Annotated in this window: 18 protein-coding genes and 1 tRNA gene; 12 read left to right on the forward strand and 7 right to left on the reverse strand. The window is 36.1% G+C overall.

The features are described from left to right. The coding region (locus KBJ98_RS14115; RefSeq protein WP_210791604.1) for a S9 family peptidase at positions 1 to 1646 on the reverse strand (1646 nt) is incomplete at its 3' end. 179 nt (positions 1647 to 1825) lie between these two features. Between KBJ98_RS14115 and KBJ98_RS14120 the strand changes: the two genes are divergently transcribed. Further along, a complete protein-coding gene (locus KBJ98_RS14120; protein WP_210791606.1) occupies positions 1826 to 3142 on the forward strand; it encodes a hydroxymethylglutaryl-CoA reductase, degradative in 1317 nt (438 codons plus the stop codon). 42 nt (positions 3143 to 3184) lie between these two features. Beyond that, positions 3185 to 4108, forward strand: coding sequence for a GYDIA family GHMP kinase (locus tag KBJ98_RS14125; RefSeq protein WP_210791608.1), 924 nt, complete (start codon positions 3185 to 3187; stop codon positions 4106 to 4108). 126 nt (positions 4109 to 4234) lie between these two features. Here the strand turns inward: KBJ98_RS14125 and KBJ98_RS14130 are convergent, their stop codons facing one another. From KBJ98_RS14130 to KBJ98_RS14155, 6 genes are all read right to left on the reverse strand, one after another. Further along, positions 4235 to 6331 carry a peptidylprolyl isomerase gene (locus KBJ98_RS14130; protein ID WP_210791610.1) on the reverse strand — a complete coding sequence of 699 codons (2097 nt, stop codon included), beginning with the start codon at positions 6329 to 6331 and terminating at the stop codon, positions 4235 to 4237. A gap of 108 nt (positions 6332 to 6439) precedes the next feature. After that, positions 6440 to 7699 (reverse strand): hemolysin family protein, encoded by a 1260-nt coding sequence (locus KBJ98_RS14135; RefSeq protein WP_210791612.1) that lies wholly within the window; start codon positions 7697 to 7699, stop codon positions 6440 to 6442. A gap of 4 nt (positions 7700 to 7703) precedes the next feature. Then, complete coding sequence (locus KBJ98_RS14140) at positions 7704 to 7901, reverse strand: hypothetical protein (protein ID WP_210791615.1); 198 nt, start codon at positions 7899 to 7901, stop codon at positions 7704 to 7706. An 11-nt stretch (positions 7902 to 7912) separates the two neighbouring features. After that, positions 7913 to 8428, reverse strand: coding sequence for an LPS export ABC transporter periplasmic protein LptC (gene lptC / locus KBJ98_RS14145; RefSeq protein WP_394369383.1), 516 nt, complete (start codon positions 8426 to 8428; stop codon positions 7913 to 7915). A 72-nt stretch (positions 8429 to 8500) separates the two neighbouring features. Beyond that, entirely contained in the window at positions 8501 to 9751 is a 1251-nt protein-coding gene (locus KBJ98_RS14150) for a porin family protein (RefSeq protein ID WP_210791618.1), read from the reverse strand. Beyond that, positions 9748 to 10479, reverse strand: a complete 732-nt coding sequence (locus KBJ98_RS14155) for a type III pantothenate kinase (RefSeq protein WP_210791620.1) — start codon at positions 10477 to 10479, stop codon at positions 9748 to 9750. The genes KBJ98_RS14150 and KBJ98_RS14155 overlap by 4 nt, the downstream gene beginning before the upstream one ends. Before the next feature lie 98 nt (positions 10480 to 10577). Between KBJ98_RS14155 and KBJ98_RS14160 the strand changes: the two genes are divergently transcribed. From KBJ98_RS14160 to acs, 10 genes are all read left to right on the forward strand, one after another. After that, positions 10578 to 10650, forward strand: a tRNA-Phe gene (locus KBJ98_RS14160). Positions 10651 to 10964: 314 nt separating this feature from the next. Further along, positions 10965 to 11384 (forward strand): transposase-like zinc-binding domain-containing protein, encoded by a 420-nt coding sequence (locus KBJ98_RS14165; protein ID WP_166135918.1) that lies wholly within the window; start codon positions 10965 to 10967, stop codon positions 11382 to 11384. A 102-nt stretch (positions 11385 to 11486) separates the two neighbouring features. Then, positions 11487 to 12866 carry a porin gene (locus KBJ98_RS14170; RefSeq protein ID WP_210791621.1) on the forward strand — a complete coding sequence of 460 codons (1380 nt, stop codon included), beginning with the start codon at positions 11487 to 11489 and terminating at the stop codon, positions 12864 to 12866. A 21-nt stretch (positions 12867 to 12887) separates the two neighbouring features. Then, entirely contained in the window at positions 12888 to 14426 is a 1539-nt protein-coding gene (locus tag KBJ98_RS14175) for an MFS transporter (RefSeq protein ID WP_210791622.1), read from the forward strand. 11 nt (positions 14427 to 14437) lie between these two features. Further along, a complete protein-coding gene (locus KBJ98_RS14180; RefSeq protein ID WP_166135909.1) occupies positions 14438 to 14662 on the forward strand; it encodes a DUF6814 family protein in 225 nt (74 codons plus the stop codon). Positions 14663 to 14797: 135 nt separating this feature from the next. Beyond that, positions 14798 to 14992, forward strand: a complete 195-nt coding sequence (locus KBJ98_RS14185; RefSeq protein ID WP_166135906.1) for a hypothetical protein — start codon at positions 14798 to 14800, stop codon at positions 14990 to 14992. Then, complete coding sequence (locus KBJ98_RS14190) at positions 14985 to 17690, forward strand: sensor histidine kinase (protein WP_210791623.1); 2706 nt, start codon at positions 14985 to 14987, stop codon at positions 17688 to 17690. The genes KBJ98_RS14185 and KBJ98_RS14190 overlap by 8 nt, the downstream gene beginning before the upstream one ends. A 3-nt stretch (positions 17691 to 17693) precedes the next feature. Further along, positions 17694 to 18056 (forward strand): response regulator transcription factor, encoded by a 363-nt coding sequence (locus KBJ98_RS14195; protein WP_166135900.1) that lies wholly within the window; start codon positions 17694 to 17696, stop codon positions 18054 to 18056. A gap of 16 nt (positions 18057 to 18072) precedes the next feature. Further along, positions 18073 to 19971, forward strand: a complete 1899-nt coding sequence (locus KBJ98_RS14200) for an acetate--CoA ligase (protein ID WP_210791624.1) — start codon at positions 18073 to 18075, stop codon at positions 19969 to 19971. Between the two features lie 15 nt (positions 19972 to 19986). Next, positions 19987 to 21894, forward strand: a complete 1908-nt coding sequence (gene acs / locus KBJ98_RS14205) for an acetate--CoA ligase (RefSeq protein ID WP_210791625.1) — start codon at positions 19987 to 19989, stop codon at positions 21892 to 21894. Positions 21895 to 21906: the final 12 nt, after the last annotated feature.

Below are 21906 nucleotides of genomic sequence, written 5' to 3' on the forward strand. Positions count from 1 at the left end.
TTAAAACCGGTTCCACGTCCGTCAACACAAGCTACAATATAACCTTGCTGTGACAACATCATGAACCAATAATCATCTGTGCCATTCCAATCATTGTTTACTTGTTGTGAACCTGGACCAGAGTACTGGTACATAAATACTGGATATTTTTTTGCAGGGTCAAAATCTTTTGGCTTAATCATCCACGCATTCAGCTCATTACCTTTAGCTGTTTTTAAAACAAAAAATTCTTTAGTTGGTAAGTTGTAAGCTTCTAGACGTTTTGAAAGTCCTTCGTTACTTTGAATTACTTGAATTTCTTTACCCACTTTTGACTCGTTCAAAGTGTATTTTGTTGGTACGGTTGCACTTGAAAAAGTACTGATGAAGTATTGAAAGTTCGGGCTAAAAGTAGCTCTTGTAGTACCTGTTGCTTGTGATAAACGCACTTTATTTTTCCCATCTAAACCTATGCGGTACACATCTCTGTTAATAGAACCATTCTCTACCGATTGGTAGAAAATAGTTTTTGTTTTTTCATCAAGACCATAGTAGCTGGTTACTTCCCACTTGCCTTTAGTCACTTGATTTTTTAACTTTCCGTTTTTATCGTACCAGTAAATATGATTGAAACCGTCTTTTTCTGAGGTCCAAATAAAACTGTTGTCTTTTAAGAAAGTTAAATTATCAGTTACATCAACATACGCCTTGTCTTTTTCGTTTAAAGCTACTTTTACGGCACCTGTATTTCCGTCAATAAAAAGTAAATCTAAATTATCTTGATGACGGTTTAAAACTTGTGCTGATAATACATTGGCATCTGTTGACCATTTTAAACGAGCAATATAAAAATCATTGTAATTTTTTAAGTCGATATCTTTTTTAGCTTTTGTGGCAACATCATACACGTGCAAAGATACAGTTGCATTTTTCTCTCCAGCTTTTGGATATTTGAAAGTTTGCATGAATGGATACAACTCTTTACCAAACATTGACATTGAAAATTCAGGAACTGCGCTTTCATCAAAACGAATAAACGCTACTTTTTTACTATCGGCGCTCCAATCAAAAGCTCTTACAAAAGCAAATTCTTCTTCGTAAACCCAGTCGGTAATACCATTGATAATACTATTTTTTACACCATCAGTAGTTATTGCTGTACTTGTCGCAGTCGCAACATCGTAAACAAATAAATTATTGTCACGAGCGTACGCTATTTTTTTTCCGTCAGGCGAAAAAGTAGGCTCTTGTAACTGAAAACCAAACAAAGTAGTTAACTTTTTAGTAGTTGTGTCATATAAATAATAATCTGCTGTGAATGAATGACGAAAAATTGCATTGCTATTACAAGCCAAAAGAATCAATTTTTCACTTGCGTCAAAAGTATAACTGTCAATACCATTTGCTAATTCTTTGTACCCTTTTGTATCAATAAGTGTAGATACTTTTTTGAGTGTTGCAAAATCATATAGATCAATTTGCATGCTTCGGCTAGCCCTATCTGCATTCAAAACGGTGTATTGATTGGTATTTTTTAGGGACTGCAATTCGTCCATTCCTTGCGTTCGAAAAGTTCCATTGTAAATTTCATCGATGGTAATTTTTTGCTGTGCAACAAGGTTCAAACACACGAACAAAAACAACACCATAATTTTTTTAGAATACATAATATATATTTAAAGATAAAAACCGTCAATTTTAGTGAAAAAATTACAAATATGAGCCATTTTATATGTTAAATGTAAAAAACAATCTCAAAAATAAAGCACGATTAGGATTCATTTAGATGCTTTTTAAAACAGTCAAAAATGTATCTTTGTGGACATCATATTATAATCAATTGAGAATGAACAAGGCCATAAGTGGATTTTCGAAATTATCCAAAGAAGAAAAAATAAAATGGATTGCCGACACCTATTTTTCAACACCAAACGAGGCCATCGCCTTGTTGAAAAATTACTGGAACACAGACGAAAAAGTACAACAACTGCATGATGAATTTATAGAAAACACCATTACCAATTTTTATATTCCGCTTGGTGTAGCACCAAATTTCCTCATAAACGATAAATACACCACTATTCCAATGGCTATTGAAGAAAGTTCAGTAGTAGCAGCAGCCTCAAAAGCGGCCAAATTTTGGGCAACTCGAGGCGGTTTTAAAACCACTATTATTGATACTGAAAAAATTGGCCAAGTTCACTTTTTGTACCAAGGCGAAGTATCTAAACTCAATTTGTTTTTCGCTCAAATCAAAGAACAATTTTATATTGCCACAGCTTCAATCACCGCCAACATGCAAAAACGTGGTGGTGGAATAACCGCTATTGAACTAAGAGACAAAACCGACTTGCTACCAAACTATTTTCAATTGCATGCCACCTTTGATACTAAAGACAGCATGGGCGCCAATTTTATTAATTCGTGTCTTGAACAATTTGCAAAAACTTTAAAATTAGAAGCCAAGAATTACAGCCTTTTTAATGAAACTGAGAGTGAAATTGAGGTTGTAATGAGCATCTTATCAAATTATGTACCCAATTGTTTGGTTCGTGCCGAAGTATCATGCCCGATTGAAGATTTGATGGATAAAGAAATACCGAATGCACAAGAATTCGCTACTAAGTTTGTACAAGCCGTGCAAATTGCGGAGGTTGAACCTTACCGCGCAGTTACGCACAACAAAGGAATTATGAACGGTATTGATGCCGTGGTCCTTGCAACAGGAAACGATTTTCGCGCTGTAGAAGCAGGTGTACACGCCTATGCTTCACGCAAAGGTCAATATAGTAGTTTATCGCACGCAAAAATAGAGAACGGTATATTCACTTTTTGGCTTGATGTACCTTTGGCATTAGGTACTGTGGGCGGACTTACCTCTTTGCATCCTGTGGTAAAATTATCACTAGAAATGCTCGAAAAACCATCAGCTCCTGAACTGATGCAAATTGTGGCCGTGGCAGGTTTAGCACAAAATTTTGCTGCCTTGCGCTCTTTAACCACAACAGGAATTCAAGAAGGACACATGAAAATGCATTTGAATAATATCTTGAATCAGCTAGAAGCCACGAAAGAAGAGCGTATTGTTATTCAAAAACATTTTGAAAACAACACCATATCACATAACGCCGTAGTAGCTTTCACCGAAAGTTTACGCCAATAAGCACACTATTCTGCAAGTAAAAAAAGCGGTAATATTAAGCACATGAAAAAGACATTTTATAGCAATGGCAAACTATTGATTACAGGAGAATACCTTGTTCTTGATGGCGCTCAAGCTTTTGCACTACCCACCAAACAAGGACAAAATTTAATCATCGAAGAAGGTAAAAAAGACCAAATTCAATGGAAAAGCTTTGACTTTGATGGAACGATTTGGTTTGAAGACACAGTATTATTTGAAGAAATAATATCTGGTAAAACATCCGATACTTCATCTGTAAAAAGCACATTGATTGAGATATTGCATGAAGGCTATAAAATGAATCCCAATTTTTTAAATACGGAGGAAGGATACAAAGTGAGTACTGAACTTACTTTTCCGAGAAACTGGGGCTTAGGCACTTCTTCCACCTTAATTAACAACATTGCGCAGTGGCTGCAAATTGATGCCTTCACACTCTTAAAAAACAGCTTTGGTGGCAGCGGTTATGATATTGGTTGCGCTCAAAACAATTGTCCAATTGTATTTGAAATAAAAGCAAGACAACCAACAGTGAAGCACATTGAATTTGATCCTGAATTCACCAAAGACCTTTATTTTGTATACCTGAATAAAAAGCAGAATAGCAAAACCGCTATTGAGGCCTATCAAAAAAACAAAAAAACGAACTTAGCAGAAATAATAACTGCCACAAACAATTTGACAAAAGCAGCTTATCAAGCCAAAACGCTAGCTGACTTTGAAACTGTTTTAAGAGAACACGAAAACAATTTGAGTGCCATATTAGAAACTCCAACCGTGCAAGCACAATTGTTTCCCGACTTTGAAGGAACAATAAAAAGTTTGGGCGCTTGGGGTGGCGATTTTGTTTTAGCGGCCTCTACAACAAACCCGACAGCTTATTTTAATGCCAAAGGATTTGATACAGTAATTCCCTTTGAAGAAATGATTTTAGACCAGCAATAGGCTACGCTGCGTTATTGTGTCTGATAAAAATATCCTTTGAAATAAGAAACATCAATACAAACTAACTTAAACAAAAAACCCGATACTCAAAACAGTATCGGGTTTTTTATATTCTGAAAGATTGAACTAGTAATTAAAGTCTAATCTGTTATCTTCAATTTTAGCATTAGCTTTTAAAGCAGGTACTACTCTGTTTGCATCTGCAGCACTTTGTGCTTTTAACTTTGTTACGTAAGCAGCATAGTTTTTAAGAGCTGGTGCTTTTACAGTACTCGTGTTTTTAACAACGTAAACACCAGTATTCGCTTCAATAGGAGCAGATACTTTATTTGCAGTTAGAGCAAATGCATTACCTACTACTTTTGGTTCTGGCCCTACGTTTGGTAACATCGCATTTTCCATTGTAATACCTGTAGCTTGTTGTACCGTTCCACCAACTGCTTTTGCGATAGCTTCAAGTGACGAACCTGTCATTTTAGCTTTGATTAACTCGGCTTTCTTTTTGTTTTTCAAGATTGTCTCAACGTATGGTCTAGCTACTGAAACAGCTATCAAACCAGAGTTGTCAATATTTTTCAATTTAGCAATTACGTGACCAACATTTGGAACTTCAAAACGTTTTACATCACCAACTTTTACTCCTTTTTCAAAAGCCCATCTTACGATAGATCTTTGGTTTCCTAACGGTCCAAAGTTTTCATCCATTGCTTTTACACTTGCAGCAGGTGCAACTGTAAGGCCTAATCCTTTAGCTACTTTAGCTAAATCTTGTCCTGCAGCATCCATTTCTAATTTAGTAGCTTGTGTGAAAACTTTATCAGATGTAGCTTCAGATGGCTCAATTTTTTGAGCTACTGTTGCCAAACGAATTCCGTCTTGCTTGTCAGTTACTTTGATGATATGAAAACCAAACTGCGTTTCTACCAAACCTATTTTTCCAATTGGATTTGCGAAAACAAAATCATTGAATGGTTTTACCATTTGGCCAGGACCAAAAGTTCCTAAATCACCACCTTGTTGTGCTGAAGAATCATCTGAGTTAGTAAAAGCCAACATCATGAAACTTTCAGGATTTGCTTGTACTTGAGCCAACAGCGCTTCTGCTTTTTCTTTTGCATCCTCTTTAGTTCTTTTTTCTTTTTGGCTAGGAGTTTGAGAACCTTCGTAACCAATTAAAATATGACTTGCTTTTGCATTTACTCCTGCTTTCATCCCTAAAGATTTAGAAATGCAATAGTATTTACCAAAAGTATAAGGTCCATAAACCGCACCTGGAGCAAGGTTGAATAATTTATCAGCATCTACTGCAGGTAAATCTTTTTTAGCAATATAAGTTGAGTCGTAAGGAACATCAGAATTTGCGTTTACAAAATCAACTACATTTTTAGTATTTCTGAACCCTGCAACAGTATCATTTTTACCAGTAGTTTGGTTGTACACTACGCTTCCTGATAACAACGCATTAATTCTAGATTTAACTTCTGCCTCATCAGCTGCAGATGGTTTGTCTTCAATTAATACATAATCTACTTCGCGAGACTCATCCGCTTTGTATTTCTTCTTGTTTTTCGCCATGAAATCTTGAATTTCAGCGTCGGTGATTTTTACATCACTATCTTTAATGGTAGAGTATAAACCTGCAACATATGCAAAGTTTACTTTATTTGACTCCATTTCGTATTTCAACTTTGCTTCGCTTTCAGTTGTATACACAGCAGCTTTAATCATTGTGTTGTACATTTGAAACTTAGCATTCAAATCAGCATCTTTTTCTCTATCTTTTAAAAATTGAGCTTGTTCTGGATTTGACTTGAAATATTGTTTGAATTTAGTAACATCGAAAGCTCCTGCTGCGTTCAAAAACAAAGGGTTTCCACCGATGTTTTGATCTGACTTTAAAACCTCTAACAAATGTTTTTCACCTACTCTTAAACCTAACTTTTCGAACTCAGAAGTCAATAAAGCAATAGATACTTCTTGCTCCCACACTTGGTTAGCTGCTTGAGTAGACGTAATACCTTGGCCGCTTTTTTCTACATTGCTTACTTTTACTCTAAAATCTTCGAATGAAATATCTTTTCCATCAATGCTTCCTACATCTTTTGATGTACTACTGAAACCACCACTATTGAATATATCACCTATGATAAATGCTAATAAACAAAACCCGATAACAAGTATCAAGAGAAGTGAACGTTGTCTAATTTTTTGTAAAACTGCCATTTTATTGTTGTTAATTTTTATATTCAGTTTGCGAAAATACAATTATCTAATTAATAATTATACTAGTAGCGTTTTATTTTACAAGAATTTTTGTTTTCCTAATAAAAATCAGTCTTGGGCATTCATTTTAACGATTTCTATTTTCTTATTTGATGCTGCAACAATGGTAAATTGAAACTTATCGATGGCAATAGCAGTGTTTTTCAAGGGTATTTCCTTTACAAAATCGACTAGATATCCGCCAAGGGTTTCGTAAGCGTCCGACTCAGGAATTTGCAATTTATACGTTTGATTCAAATAACTTACTTCTAATCTTGCCGAGAAGACATATTCTCCTTTTCCTAAATCTTGCTCTATTAGCAGTTCGTCGAGATCGTGTTCGTCTTCAATTTCACCAAAAAGCTCTTCTACAATATCCTCAATAGTAAGTACTCCTGCTGTTCCGCCGTATTCGTCAAGTACAACTGCCATACTTTTACGTTTTTTTGTCAATAAGCTCAGCACATCTTTAATCAACATCGTTTCAGGAACAAACTCCGCTTTAATCATTACCGATTCAACCGACTCTGGTTTTTTAAACATTTCAAAAGAATGTACGTAACCTAAGCAATTATCCAGAGAATCATCAAAAACCATGATTTTAGAATAGCCAGTTTTGATAAAAGTATCCAATAATTTAAACACATCATCTGTAATCTCCACCGCAACAATTTCTGTTCTTGGCGTCATGACTTCTCTTGCTTTGACCCCCGAGAACTCTAAAGCATTTTGAAAAATTACTATTTCAGTGTCAATTTCAGCAGCCTCATCAATCGAATTCATTTGCTCAGTTATATAGTCTCCTAATTCTATTTTGGTAAAAAGCAAAGGACCGCCATCGTGCGTATTTCTAAAAACCAACTTAGAAATAGCATCAGAAAAATAAATTAAAAGAAAAGCTATTGGCGAAAATAACAAGTAGAAAGCATAGGCAGGAACAGCAAAAAACTTGATCAATGCGTTGGCGTATATCTGAAAAAAGACCTTCGGCAACCAACCAGCGGTGCAACCGTAAACCAAAACAGCTAAAACAATTTGAAGCCCAAAAAGAACTACTGCTGGCAAATTAAATTGTTGCTCTTCACAATACAATCGAATTGCATGACTAAACTTAACACCAAAAATAACAATTGCAATGGCATTACCTGTTAGCATTGTTACGAGAAAACGAGATGGTTTTTCGGTAAGTTTATTTAGTATGGCAGAGAAGAAATTATCTTGCTTTTTTTCAATTTCAAGATAAATTTTGTTTGAGGAAACAAAAGCAGCTTCCATACCGGTAAAAAAAGCGCTTAGTATTAAACACGATATGATAATACCAAACTCCACTTATTTAGACTTTTTTATTTCTGTCCTCGAATTTACGAGCAAATTTTCTGCGAAAGAAAAACATGAACACTGCAAGAGCTGCAATCATAAAACTGAGCCATGGCGAGCCTAAAGAAGGATCATTTACTTTAGTAATACCATCATAAATTAAATAGGCAGCAAAAAAAAGATATACGTATTGAGTAAATTGTAAATATTTCATGATAGTTGGTTTTATTCGTTAGACTCTAATTCGCCAGTGATTTTTTGAGAGTTGATCACTTTAAAATCCTTACTGAAATCAATTCCTTGTCCGTTAGAAACGCCTTTAGGATCTGATAATTTAAATTTGCGTTCGGTAAAAAACCATTCGTTTTTCTGATCATAATACAACTGCTCTGTTTCAAGCATTTGTCCTAGCTCGGTATAAATTTTTACTTTACCTTGTAAATCAATGATGTTGGTTCGTTTATACGAAACCGCATAATCTGCCTTGATAAAGGTTTTCTTTTGATTTTTATCAAACAAAGTTACATCAATGCCTTTTGGGAATTCGGTAAAAGGAAAATCAACACTAGAATAATCTAACATTTTTTTACTTAGCAAAACAGCCGTTATTCGGCCCGAGTCAGTGTATTTTAAATCTACCGCATCGGCATCGCTATTAGGAACAAATTCTGAAAAGTTGATTTTTTGAACTTCTTTAAAATTGCTTTCACAACTAAAAATAACGAGCATAGCAGCACTCATCAACACCCATTTGCTACTATTTTTTAAAAATAAGTTCATAAGATATGCTGCACCATTGGGCACAGTAGTTTATTAGTCGAATTTACGTCTTTGGAACCAACGGTCGTTTAATGAAAAACCAATGCTAACATTAGCATAATTTTCTTGTACCAAGTTTGATTTGGTTGTACCACGCTGACCAAACTCTAAGCCAATATTAATATTAGAAAGCGTTCCGCTTAAAGGCATTCCTACCCCTAATGTTAAAGCAGCATCATTCACCGCTTGAGAATTGATTACCAAACCTGTATTTTCGTATCTAAAACCACCTCTGTACACAATACGTTTTGCGTAACTTGAAAACGAATTATAATTAGGAATATAGTAACCACCCACAGTATATTTCGAAGCTTTTTCGTAAGATACATTGGCAAGTGCATTGTAACTGTTAGCTAACGATCCCGCATCTTGCATAGTATATCCAACTCCAAAAAGCCATTTTCTAGCTTGACCAATACCAACTTGTGCAACGTACTTGCTTGGTATTTTTAGTTTTCGTTCTGAAACCTGTTCATCTAAAACATCAACAATCGCTATGTCAAAGTTAGAATTGTATAAGGCAGTTGCAATGTTTCGTGTATTTTGAGCTGTTAATGTGCTCTCTAAACTGTATGTTACACTACTAAAAAGAGACAATTTTTTATTTAACTTACGTTGATACATAAGCCCTGCATTAAAATTAACCCCTGACAAATCTGCGGTATTCAACTCTCGAGTCCCAATAGCAACATCATTTACGTACTCAAAATTATTGGATTCAATTTTCCCGAAATTATAGTTCACATCAGCACCAATGCTAAATGTTGGCGTAATTTTGTATGCTAAACCAAAAAAAACTTTATTCATTCCTCCTTTTCCATCAAAGCGACGGCTATTTACAGCTGGATCTGATGACTCCGAATTAATTTTATAACCCACAGAAGAGTACGGAATCAAACCAAAACCTACACCAAATTTACCCAAAGGCAAACCTACAGCTAAATAATCTAGTGCCGTTCTTCGGGCGCTTGCTGAGTTGCTATCCGACTTAAGTTTGGTTGTATATTGTGTACCACCTAATGCAAAAGTGGTTAATTTTAAGTGTGCATAACTTGCTGGATTTTGCAAATTCATATGAATACTGTCCTGCTCGACAGCAATTTCTCCCATAGAACGAAATTCTAAAGTTCCTCTAAATCGCACATCCCCTATTCCGTAAAACGAGTATGGAGAAGAAGTTCCCTCTTGAGCCAATGAAACTAGAGACACTAGCAGACAGAAACTAACTAAAATTTTTTTGATCATTTTTTGATTTTATAATGAAATTGTTGGTTCAGACTTTCCAGCAGGAAATATGAATTGGCAAATATGGTATTTTTTAATCGTTTAGCCAAAAAATCTGTATCGCCACCCGTTAAAATTATTATAAAATTGGAATACCGTTTTTTATATGCATCAATTGTACCATCAATTTCGGCAATCATACCATTAACCACACCCGAGTGAATGGCTTCCTGCGTTGACCCACCAATTAAATCTTTAGGCTCTTGGGTGGGCAACAAAGGCAACTTGGCTGTATAGTGATGTAAAGATTCGTAACGTAAACGCAGTCCGGGAGCAATTGCGCCTCCTAAATAACAATCAGCTGCATCAATAAAATCATAAGTAATGCAAGTACCCGCATCAATAACCAATCTATTTTGTGCAGGGTGCATCAACACTGCTCCTGTTGCTAAAACCATTCTGTCTAAGCCAAGAGTCTGAGGAGTTTCATAATTGTTTTGAAAAGGAAAACCGTCTTCGCGAGAAATATAGTGTACGTTTATTCGATCTTGAAAGGTCAAAAAAAACTCTTTTTCGAGATCTGCAACCGAAGAAACCACCAAATTTTGAAGTTTTTTGAATCTATTTAAAATTTTTTCAAAATTTATTTTTGCATCATTTTTCGAAAAGACAAAAAACTCTAAAATCGTAGCTTCCTCAAAAACAGCCGCTTTGATTCTCGAATTCCCCACATCAACCACTAGTATCATTTTGTGAAATTTAGAAAGCCAAAGGTACGAATAGATTTTTTTTAAAAAATGTTTTGGAGAAACTAAAAAAGCTTCTATATTTGCACCCGCAACAGCGAGGTACCTTAGCTCAGATGGTAGAGCAATGGACTGAAAATCCATGTGTCCCTGGTTCGATCCCTGGAGGTACCACAAAACCCGAATAGAAATATTCGGGTTTTTTGTTTTTAATACTTTTTTGAAAAACACTTTTGTAGAAACTTTCCTTTTCAAAGCATTCAATTTTTTATCGAAAAACGAAATATTAAATTGCAATTGCAATGAAATACACATTCAACAAGGATTAATCACTAATTGATCCCGAATACTTACTAATCCCCATTTTTTACTCATAACACAAGAAAAAACCAATAAAAATACAGTCTGTGTAAATTTTTAGAATAATTTTTAGATAATTCTAATTTACAATCGTGCTAATTTGCTATATTTATGCAAATTTTATATACATGGAATTACTAGCCTGTCCAAAATGTCAAGGAAATCAGATAACAAAGAGTGGAATTGTAAATCAAAAGCAACGCTATTTATGTAAAAAATGCGCTTATTTTTTTACCGTTAACAAGCTAGGTAAGAAAATTGACGATTATTATGTTACCAAGGCGCTTCAACTTTATTTAGAAGGATTAAGCTATAGAGAGATCGAGCGAATCATAGGTGTGTCACACGTTACCATAAGTAATTGGGTAAAATCCTTCAATATCAAAAAACCTTCACACGCTAATTATCACCCTACTTACAAAATTTTAAGCCACTTAGAACTAATTGAATACCTAAAAAACAAGGAGTTATTATCAGGCGCAGGAATGATTATTACTGAATTAGGAGATAAGTTCATGCTCATAAAATGGGAGCGTTTTAAAGATTAACTATACTACTTTACACGTATATATATTAAAATTTTTTTTAATGAGAAAAAATTAGAATTTGGTACTCAGTTAACAAACCATTTACTAACCAACCTTCTCATTATGAAAAAAATATTTTTTTCAGCCGCAGTACTCTTACTATCGCTAAAAGGTTTTTCTCAAGGCTCAACAGAATACGGAGGCGGTCTGAAATTCAATCTGAACGAAGACGGTTCTAAATTCATGCGAGTAATTGCTTGGAACCAAATTTGGATGCGCTCCTCTGAGATGAATCCGGGAACCATGATCAATGGCGAACCAACCTCAACTGCTACCGATATAGGAAATCGAAGACTTCGTTTTTTGGCTTACGCCCAAATCTCAAAACGCTACATGATTTTAACTCATTTTGGTATTAACAACCAAACTTTTACCAATGGTGGAGCAGCAGGTAGTTCTGGAACTGGAGCTTACGGCGCTGGTAAAAAACCAGGTCTGTTTTTTCATGATGCCTGGAATGAATACGCAGTTGTACTTCCTGAAAAAGATAAAAAATTCAGTATGTCATTAGGTGCTGGACTTCATTATTATATGGGCCTTTCTAGAATGACGATGGGATCTACACTGAACTTCCTTACCATCGATGCTCCTATTTTCAACTGGCCTTTGATTGAAAACTCAGATCAATTTGCACGACAAGTAGGTCTATTTGCCAAAGGTAAGTACGGAAAACTAGAGTACCGCTTAAGTTACAACAAACCTTATGCAACAAACCTTGCTCCTGTAAATACCACTAATGCTGCAAATGCGGTTGCGGTAGACAATAGCGGCATAACCAAATGGTCTAAAGCAGGATACTTAGAGTATCAATTTTTAGATCAAGAAGCTAATGTATTACCATTTAAAGTAGGAAGTTATTTGGGCACTAAAAAAGTATTTAATTTGGGTGCTGGTTTTTATACCGCTCCTGATGCTACAAGAACTTCTGTAAATAACAACATCAACAAGCACGACATTACGCTATTATCTGCGGATGCGTTTATGGATTTACCAGTTGGGAAAAAAGAAAAGAAAATGGCGGTTACTGCCTACAGCGTTTTATACGACTATGATTTTGGACCAAATTACCTTCGTAACGTAGGAATCATGAACATTGGAAGTGTTGATCCTAATTTTACAGGAAATAGAGCTATTGCTGGAGCTGGAACCGCGCAACCAACAATTGGATCTGGTACCATTTGGTACACACAAGCTGGTTTTTTATTACCAAACAAAGAGGTGAAACCTAAAGTAAGAATTCAACCTTTTGGGGCAGTTACCTATAAAGATTTTGACGCGTTGGCACAGTCAAGCACACAATTTGACATTGGATCTAACTTTTTCTTAGACGGACACCACGCCAAAATTACAGCTCAATATTCTACTAGACCTGTATATACTTCACTTACCAATCGATCAGGATCTTTAGGTGACTTTGTAGTACAACTTCAAATTTATTTATAAAACATCTTTAATACACATCATATGAGTACAAAATCAACAAAAGGAATCTGGAAAGTCATTTCTGCTTCTTCAATGGGAACCATGATCGAATGGTACGACTTTTACATTTTTGGGAGTTTAGCTGTAGTATTATCTACAAAATTCTTTCCATCGGATAATCCAACTGCAGCTTTCTTATCCACTTTAGCCACTTTTGCTGCTGGTTTTGTGGTGCGTCCTTTCGGAGCATTATTCTTCGGTAGATTAGGAGATTTAATCGGAAGGAAATATACCTTCATGGTCACGCTAATGTTAATGGGTGGCGCTACTTTTGTCATTGGTTGTATTCCGAGTTATGAAACTATTGGTTATGCCGCACCAATTTTAGTACTAATATTACGTTTATTACAAGGTTTAGCCTTGGGTGGTGAATATGGTGGAGCTGCAACTTATGTAGCAGAACATGCACCTGCTGGCGAAAAAGGCTATTGGACCTCTTGGATTCAAACCACTGCAACTGTAGGTTTATTCATTTCGTTAATGGTGATTTTAATTACAAAAAGTGCACTTTCGAAAGAAGCATTTGATGATTGGGGTTGGAGAGTACCATTTTGGGTTTCTATTTTAATGGTTTTCGTATCGTACTTGATTCGTAAAAACATGGACGAATCACCTGTTTTTGCTAAAACAAAAGCGGAAGGAAAAACATCAACAAACCCACTAAAAGAAAGCTTTGGCAATCGTTACAATTTGAAATTTGTTCTTCTTGCTTTATTTGGAGCCACTATGGGACAAGGGGTTGTTTGGTACACCGGTCAGTTTTATGCCATGAACTTCTTGAAAACAGTACAATTTATTGATTCTTCTCAAGTAGATATGTTGCTAGGAATTGCCTTAATTTTAGGAACTCCATTCTTCGTGTTCTTTGGTTGGTTGAGTGATAAAGTAGGTCGAAAATACATTATGATGGGAGGAATGTTAATTGCTCTTTTAGCTTACAGACCGATTTACAAGCAAATGTATACCACAACAGACTTAACTTTAAAAACAGAAGTTGTTGCTAATACAAAAGTAGTTCCATCTATTAAAGAAGTAGATGCTACTAAAATGGATTCTATTTATACGACTACCAAAACGTTCACAGATGGCACAGCGGTAGAAGAAATTAAAACCAAACACTTCGAGGCTGGAAAACTAATGGTAGACGATAAAGGGAAAGATAAAATCGAAACCAAAATCACCAAAACAATTAATGAAAGTGATAAATGGATGTTAGTTTTTCTAGTTTTCATTCAAGTTATCTTTGTTACGATGGTTTATGGACCGATTGCAGCTTTCCTTGTTGAAATGTTCCCAGTAAAAATTCGATACACTTCAATGTCATTGCCTTACCATGTTGGAAATGGTATTTTCGGTGGACTACTACCAGCCATTTCTACTTATTTTGTAACTTCCGCTAAAGATGGTGGTAATCCTGAATTTTATTTAGAAGGCTTATGGTATCCAATAGGCATTGCAGCAGTTTGTTTCGTAATTGGAATGATCTATATCGACAGAAAAAACAATACACTTCACGACTAAAATAGAGAACTATGAATTCAATTAAAAAAATATTAGGTTTCGTTTGGATATTATTAGCGTTGGCTACAGCATATTATTGTGTTGATATCTTTGGAGGAAAACTATCATCGGGTAAGCAAGACGATTTAGTTTTTGGAATTATCATCTTCTTTATTTTATTGCCTCTTATCGTTGCCGGATTAGTTACATTTGGGTATTACTCGATTATGGGTGATTATGACGATCAAAAAAATTAAATAAATTTTTTGCAAAAACTTGCAATCTCTACATCTTCATGTGGAGATTGCTTGTTTTATACTTTGAACGGTCAAGTTACCTTAGCAACACGGCAAATAAACCTTTCAAAACCAAAGCTATAACACCAAGTAAAAATGAAAAAAAGACACGAACAAAAATTGGTTATCCTTTCTATGCTGATATTAGCGGCATTGAATATTCCTTTGTTGTTATTGTTTGATAGCTCCAAAGCCTTATTTGGATTTCCTATTATCTACATTTACATTTTTTCGGTGTGGCTATTTTCTATTGCTATTTCATTTTTAATTATCAAAAGGTATTATGAATAGCATTGAACTTTTACTGATACTAGCGCTCTATTTGTCAATTCTTTTTTTTATTGCCTATTGGTCTGAAAAAAGGAACCATTCTAAATGGACCAATAATCCTTACGTTTACTCTTTTTCATTAGCTGTTTATTGTACCGCATGGACCTACTATGGCAGCATTGGCGTAGCAGCCGAATCAGGATTAGGTTATTTACCCATTTATGTAGGACCGATACTCGTGATTCCAACTTGGATTATTATCCTAAAAAAAATTATCCGCATATCCAGAGTCAATAAAATATCGAGTATTGCCGATTTTATCTCGTTGCGGTATGGCAACAGCCGCTTTTTAGGCGCGTTAGTAACTCTAATTTGTATCGTGGGCATTTTGCCTTACATCTCTTTACAGCTAAAATCTATTTCGGATACTTTTCATATTGTTACCCAAACCGATGCAACTGACAATATTTTTACAGACACCACGACCTACGTGTGCCTTGCCTTAGCCTTATTTGCTTCGTATTATGGAACAAAATATGTAGATGCATCTGAAAAAAGACGTGGTATGATTACTGCCGTTGCGATGGAATCAATTTTGAAACTCGTTTTTTTCTTAATCGTTGGTTTGTATGTAACTTATTTCGTGTTTGATGGCTTTGACGATATTTATACCAAAGCCGCAGTACTCAAAGACTTTGATAAAAAGAATACCATCGGCGGTATTACCAATGGTATCAATTGGTTTTTTCTGTGTACTTTATCCATGTTTGCTATCTTTTTATTACCGCGTCAATTTCACAGTGCGATTGTTGAAAACAACAAAGAAAGTCATGTTCGCACGGCCGTGTGGCTCTTTCCGCTGTACTTGTTACTTTTTAACATTTTTGTATTCCCGATAGCTTGGGGAGGCAACATACTTTTTGAAGGACAAGGCCTGAACTCTGACACGTATTCATTGTTAATTCCGCAATTTTTTGACAATACCACTTTAACCGTTATGGTTTTTTTAGGAGGTTTCTCAGCTGCAATATCCATGATTATTGTTTCGTCAATTGCCTTAGCTACGATGTTAAGTAACAATTTGTTAATTCCGTACGGTTTTATCGGTTCACTAGAAAATGCTTCGCAGCAAAAAAACAACAAACGCATCGTAAACAGCCGAAAAATAGGCATCTTTATGCTGATCATTTTGGCGTATGCCATTTATCGCATCTTCATTCTAGATTATTCATTGGTTTCCATCGGTCTTGTTGCTTTCGTAGTGATTGCGCAACTGGCACCTTCCTTTTTTGGAGCTATTTTCTGGAAAAGAGGATCTAAAAATGGTGCTGTAACAGGAATTGTATTAGGCTTTCTGACTTGTTTTTACACCTTACTTATTCCTTACGCAATTGGAATTACAAAATCGACTAGTCTTTTTATTCAAGCAGGTCCGTGGGGAATCACGCTTTTAAAACCATTTCAACTTTTTGGATTGGATTATTTAGACCCGATTCCGCATGCTTTTTTCTGGAGCTTACTAGTTAATATTTTGAGTTACGCCGCAGTTTCTGTAAGTTTTAAAGGCAATTACCGAGAACGCAATTATGCAGAAATGTTTGTAGATATTGACAAATACATTACCAATCACGAAAATGCATTTGTTTGGAAAGGAACCGCATACATCAGCGATATTCAAAAAGTGTTACAACGATTCCTTGGCGAAGACCGAACCAAACGTGCCTTAACCATTTTTAACTTAAAGTACAATATCGATAAAGATGTAACCACTGCCGATGCCCGTTTTATCAAATTTGCCGAAAATTTACTTACCGGACACATCGGGACAGCGTCTGCCAAAATACTAATTTCGAGTGTGGTGAAAGAAGATAAAATCAGTTTACCCGAAGTTTTACGCATCCTCGAAGAGTCAAAAGAAAACATCATTATCAATAAAAAACTAACTGACACATCCAATGAACTGAAAATCATTTCAGAACAACTTAAAACAGCCAATCAAGAACTCGTCAACAAAGACATTCAAAAAGATGAATTTTTAGACACCGTAACACACGAATTGCGTACGCCAATTACTGCCATTCGGGCTGCAAGCGAAATTTTGCATGACGATGACGAACTTCCAGAAGAATTACGCAAGCAATTTTTGCAAAATATCATCTCGGAGTCGGATAGATTAAACCGCTTAATTGATAAAATATTAGATTTAGAAAAGTTTGAAACGGGCAAGCAAAAAATCTATTTGTCAAAAAACAACTTATCAAAAACCATTTCAAAAACCATTAACTCAGTCAATCAATTACTTAAAAACAAAAACATTGCGATAGAATTTAATGCCGCTAACTCAGAGATTAAAGCTTTTTACGATGAAGAACGCATTGTGCAAGTGGTACATAATTTATTATCGAATGCCATTAAATTTTGTGCTACCACCAATGGTAAAATAACCATTTCGATAGAAGAAAAAGAGGAACATGTTGAAGTAAAAATGAACAACAATGGCAAATCGATTGCTGCTGAAGATGCCGATGCAATATTTGACAAATTTTATCAATCCCGAAATCAAAATATTAAAAAACCAATTGGTAGTGGATTAGGATTAGCTATTTGCAAACAAATTATCGAACACCATAAAGGAACTATTTGGGCCGAAAAGGAGCAGCAAGAAGGAGCGACTTTCGTTTTCACCCTGCCCAATTACCACACCACCGAAAAAAATTAAAAGATGAAAAAGATTTTAATTGTAGACGACGAACCCAACATTGTTATGGCCCTCGAATATACTTTCAAGAAGAATAATTTTGAAGTTTTTATTGCTCGAGATGGTCAAGAAGCATTGGATATTTTAAGCATTCAATTGCCAGATGTGATTATTTTAGATGTAATGATGCCCATGGTAGATGGTTTTGCTACGCTAGAACAAATTAAAAAAGACGAGCGACTCCAGAATTGCAAAGTCATATTCCTGTCGGCAAAAAACAAAGATAAAGATATCGAGAAAGGTCTTGCGCTTGGAGCCAATTTATATGTAGTAAAGCCTTTCTCTGTTAAAAAACTAGTAGAACAAGTTCATGAATTAATAGATTAATTACGCCTTATAAACCATGAAATACAACGAAATTTATAACCACAGCATAAGCGAACCAGAGGCATTTTGGGCTGCACAAGCCGAAAAAATTGATTGGTTCAAGAAACCACAAACTATTTTATCTCAGGACAAAAATGGTTATCCGCAATGGTATCAAGATGGCGAATTAAATATTTGCTATCTCGCATTAGACAAGCATATTGCCGATGGATTTGGTGATCAAACAGCATTCATCTATGACTCGCCAGTAACACAAACCATACAAAAATTCACTTATTCAGAAGTTCATTCAGAAGTAGCCTGTCTAGCAGGAGGATTGTTGTCTTTAGGATTAAAAAAAGGAGACACAGCCATTATTTACATGCCCATGATTCCGCAAACGGCCTTTGCCATGCTGGCTTGTGCTCGTATTGGCGTGATACATTCTGTTGTATTTGGCGGTTTCGCACCTCATGAATTGGCTATCAGAATAGACGATTGCAAACCTAGAGCCATCATTACAGCCTCATCGGGAATTGAAATCGACCGATTAATAGCCTACAAACCATTGGTGGACGAAGCCATTGAACTCGCCAACCACCGCCCTAAAAAAGTAATTGTTTTTAATCGAAAACTTGGAGCTAGAATTCCCTTCAAAAAGTACGATGTTGATTATGACGCCTTGGTGTATGGCTCTGACGAAACACCTTGCGTGGCCTTACCTTCTAACCATCCTTTATACATTTTGTATACTTCAGGAACAACTGGTAAACCTAAAGGAATTGTTCGCGACACAGGTGGTTATGCAGTGGCATTGACTTTTTCAATGAAACACATTTACAATGTGGAGCAGGATGAAACGTTTTGGGCAGCATCTGATATGGGTTGGGCCGTAGGACACAGTTATATTTTGTACGGACCTCTCTTAAACCGCAATACGACAATCATTTTTGAAGGAAAACCAATAAAAACTCCCGATGCCAGTACTTTTTGGCGCATTATTTCAGAGCATAAAGTAGGCACCATGTTTACGGCTCCAACTGCCATTAGAGCCATCAAAAAAGAAGATCCAGATGGAATATTTATCAAACAATACGATTTAAGCTGTCTTAAAAATCAGTTTTTAGCAGGTGAACGTTGCGACCAAGCTACGATTGAATGGTACCAAAAACACATCCCAATTCCTGTGATTGATCATTGGTGGCAAACAGAATCTGGTTGGCCAATGATCGCAAATTCAATAGGCATTGAAGCACTTCCTGTTAAACCGGGCTCAGCAACAAAAGCAGTTTGTGGATATGATATTAAAATTTTTGATGAAAGCGGAAAAGAATTAGAAGCTAACGAAGAAGGCCTTGTAGTAATCAAATTGCCTTTGCCACCCGGAAATTTACTAGGAATTTGGGAAAACGAGACCCGCTTTCAAGCCAGTTATTTTAGCAAATTTGACGGTTATTATTTGTCTGGTGACGGCGGTTACAAAGATGAAGATGGTTATCTGTTTATTACTGGAAGAACTGATGACGTAATTAACGTGGCTGGTCATCGCTTATCAACCGCAGAAATGGAAGAGGTTGTTGCCTCACATAACAATGTAGCCGAATGTGCTGTAATTGGCATTCATGACGACTTAAAAGGCCAAGTACCGCTAGCATTAATTGTAGCCAAATCGGGAAGTACTATCGAGCAATTTCAGTTAGAATATGAAATTGTAAATCTGGTTCGTAAGCAAATTGGTGCTGTTGCTTCATTGCGAAGAGTAGTACTTGTAGATCGATTGCCCAAAACAAGATCTGGTAAAATTTTACGCAAAATGATGCGCAGTATTGCTGACGGTGCTGAGTTTAGTACTCCATCTACCATCGATGACGAAGCCATAATTGACGAAATAAAAAACGCATTGCAACAACATAAAATAGGAATATACAACACATAAAATACTTTACTAATCATGAGTTACTATCAAATAAACAACTTAGAAGAATACTTTAAGCATTATAAAAAATCTATTCGTGAACCCAAAAAATTCTGGGACAAAATTGCTGCCGAAAATTTTACTTGGTACCAGCAATGGGACAAAGTAGTCGACTTTAACATGGCTGAAGCCGAAATTAAATGGTTTACCGGTGCTAAAGTAAACATAACCAAAAACTGTATTGACAGGCATCTTGCAAAAAAAGGTGACAAAACAGCTATCATTTTTGAACCAAACGATCCTAATGAAGAAGCCTTGCATATTTCGTACAACGAATTGTACGAGCGCGTAAGCAAAATGGCCAACGTGCTTCGTGATCAAGGCATTGAAAAAGGAGATCGTGTGTGTATTTATTTGCCAATGATTCCGGAATTAGCCATTGCAACTTTAGCATGTGCCCGTATCGGAGCGATTCACTCTGTAGTTTTTGCAGGTTTTTCGGCCTCGGCAGTAGCAGCGCGAATTAATGACAGTGCGTGTAAAATGGTAATCACTTCAGATGGTGGTTACCGCGGTAATAAAACAATAGACTTAAAAGGCATTGTTGACGAGGCTTTGACAACTTGCCCAAGTGTTGAAAAAGTTTTGGTTGCTAAGAGAATTCACAGCGAAATTGATATGAAAGATGGACGAGACCAATGGCTCCAACCTTTATTAGATGAAGCTATTGATAATAATGTAGCTGAAATCATGGATGCCGAAGATCCCTTATTTATTTTGTACACATCTGGCTCAACGGGAAAACCAAAAGGAATGGTACACACCACTGCAGGTTATATGGTCTACTCTGCCTATACATTCAAAAATGTTTTCAACTACCAAGACAACGATATTTTTTGGTGCACCGCTGATATCGGATGGATAACAGGTCATTCTTACATTTTGTATGGGCCTTTGTTAAACGGAGCTACCACAGTTATTTTCGAAGGCGTTCCCTCCTATCCTGATTTTAGTAGATTTTGGCAAACCATCGAAAAGCATAAAGTAACGCAGTTTTACACCGCTCCAACAGCTATTAGAGCTTTGGCTAAAGAGAGTATCGAATATGTTCAAAGATACCAATTGACCTCCTTAAAAGTAATAGGATCTGTAGGTGAGCCTATCAATGAAGAGGCTTGGCATTGGTACAACAACCACGTGGGTGATAAAAAATGTCCTGTTGTTGATACGTGGTGGCAAACCGAAACTGGTGGTATTATGATTTCGCCACTTGCTTTTGTCACTCCAACCAAACCAACTTACGCCTCTTTACCATTACCGGGAATTCAACCTGTATTAATGGATCCAAAGCGAAATGAAATCGAAGGCAATCAAGTAACAGGTAGCTTGTGTATTAAATTTCCGTGGCCGGGAATTGCACGCACCATTTGGGGTGATCATCAAAGGTATAAAGAAACCTATTTTTCAACCTTTCCAGGAAAATATTTTACGGGTGATGGCGCTTTGCGTGACGAGGTTGGGTATTACAGAATCACTGGCCGCGTAGATGATGTTGTCATTGTTTCAGGACATAATTTGGGAACCGCTCCAATTGAAGATGCAATTAATGAACACCCTGCAGTTGCTGAATCAGCTATCGTTGGTTTCCCGCACGATATTAAAGGAAATGCTTTGTATGGTTTTGTGATTTTAAAGGAAACCGGAGAATATCGCGATAGAGATAACCTAAGCAAAGAGATTAACCAACACATATCCGATCATATTGGACCTATTGCTAAATTAGATAAAATTCAGTTTGTATCTGGGTTACCAAAAACCCGTTCTGGAAAAATCATGCGTCGAATTTTGCGCAAAATTGCCGAAGGAGATGATACCAATTTTGGTGACATTACCACTTTGCTAAATCCTGAAATCGTAGACGAAATCAGGCAAGGAAAACTTTAACAGAAAACAAAA

This window comes from Flavobacterium erciyesense (assembly GCF_018069925.1).
GTDB lineage: Bacteria > Bacteroidota > Bacteroidia > Flavobacteriales > Flavobacteriaceae > Flavobacterium > Flavobacterium erciyesense.

Coding starts and splice junctions, on each gene's coding strand:
- KBJ98_RS14120 (WP_210791606.1), top strand. CDS start 1,826: ATGAACAAGGCCATAAGTGGATTTTCGAAATTATCCAAAGAAGAAAAA.
- KBJ98_RS14125 (WP_210791608.1), top strand. CDS start 3,185: ATGAAAAAGACATTTTATAGCAATGGCAAACTATTGATTACAGGAGAA.
- KBJ98_RS14130 (WP_210791610.1), bottom strand. CDS start 6,331: ATGGCAGTTTTACAAAAAATTAGACAACGTTCACTTCTCTTGATACTT.
- KBJ98_RS14140 (WP_210791615.1), bottom strand. CDS start 7,901: ATGAAATATTTACAATTTACTCAATACGTATATCTTTTTTTTGCTGCC.
- lptC (WP_394369383.1), bottom strand. CDS start 8,428: ATGAGTGCTGCTATGCTCGTTATTTTTAGTTGTGAAAGCAATTTTAAA.
- KBJ98_RS14150 (WP_210791618.1), bottom strand. CDS start 9,751: ATGATCAAAAAAATTTTAGTTAGTTTCTGTCTGCTAGTGTCTCTAGTT.
- KBJ98_RS14155 (WP_210791620.1), bottom strand. CDS start 10,479: ATGATACTAGTGGTTGATGTGGGGAATTCGAGAATCAAAGCGGCTGTT.
- KBJ98_RS14165 (WP_166135918.1), top strand. CDS start 10,965: ATGGAATTACTAGCCTGTCCAAAATGTCAAGGAAATCAGATAACAAAG.
- KBJ98_RS14170 (WP_210791621.1), top strand. CDS start 11,487: ATGAAAAAAATATTTTTTTCAGCCGCAGTACTCTTACTATCGCTAAAA.
- KBJ98_RS14175 (WP_210791622.1), top strand. CDS start 12,888: ATGAGTACAAAATCAACAAAAGGAATCTGGAAAGTCATTTCTGCTTCT.
- KBJ98_RS14180 (WP_166135909.1), top strand. CDS start 14,438: ATGAATTCAATTAAAAAAATATTAGGTTTCGTTTGGATATTATTAGCG.
- KBJ98_RS14185 (WP_166135906.1), top strand. CDS start 14,798: ATGAAAAAAAGACACGAACAAAAATTGGTTATCCTTTCTATGCTGATA.
- KBJ98_RS14190 (WP_210791623.1), top strand. CDS start 14,985: ATGAATAGCATTGAACTTTTACTGATACTAGCGCTCTATTTGTCAATT.
- KBJ98_RS14195 (WP_166135900.1), top strand. CDS start 17,694: ATGAAAAAGATTTTAATTGTAGACGACGAACCCAACATTGTTATGGCC.
- KBJ98_RS14200 (WP_210791624.1), top strand. CDS start 18,073: ATGAAATACAACGAAATTTATAACCACAGCATAAGCGAACCAGAGGCA.
- acs (WP_210791625.1), top strand. CDS start 19,987: ATGAGTTACTATCAAATAAACAACTTAGAAGAATACTTTAAGCATTAT.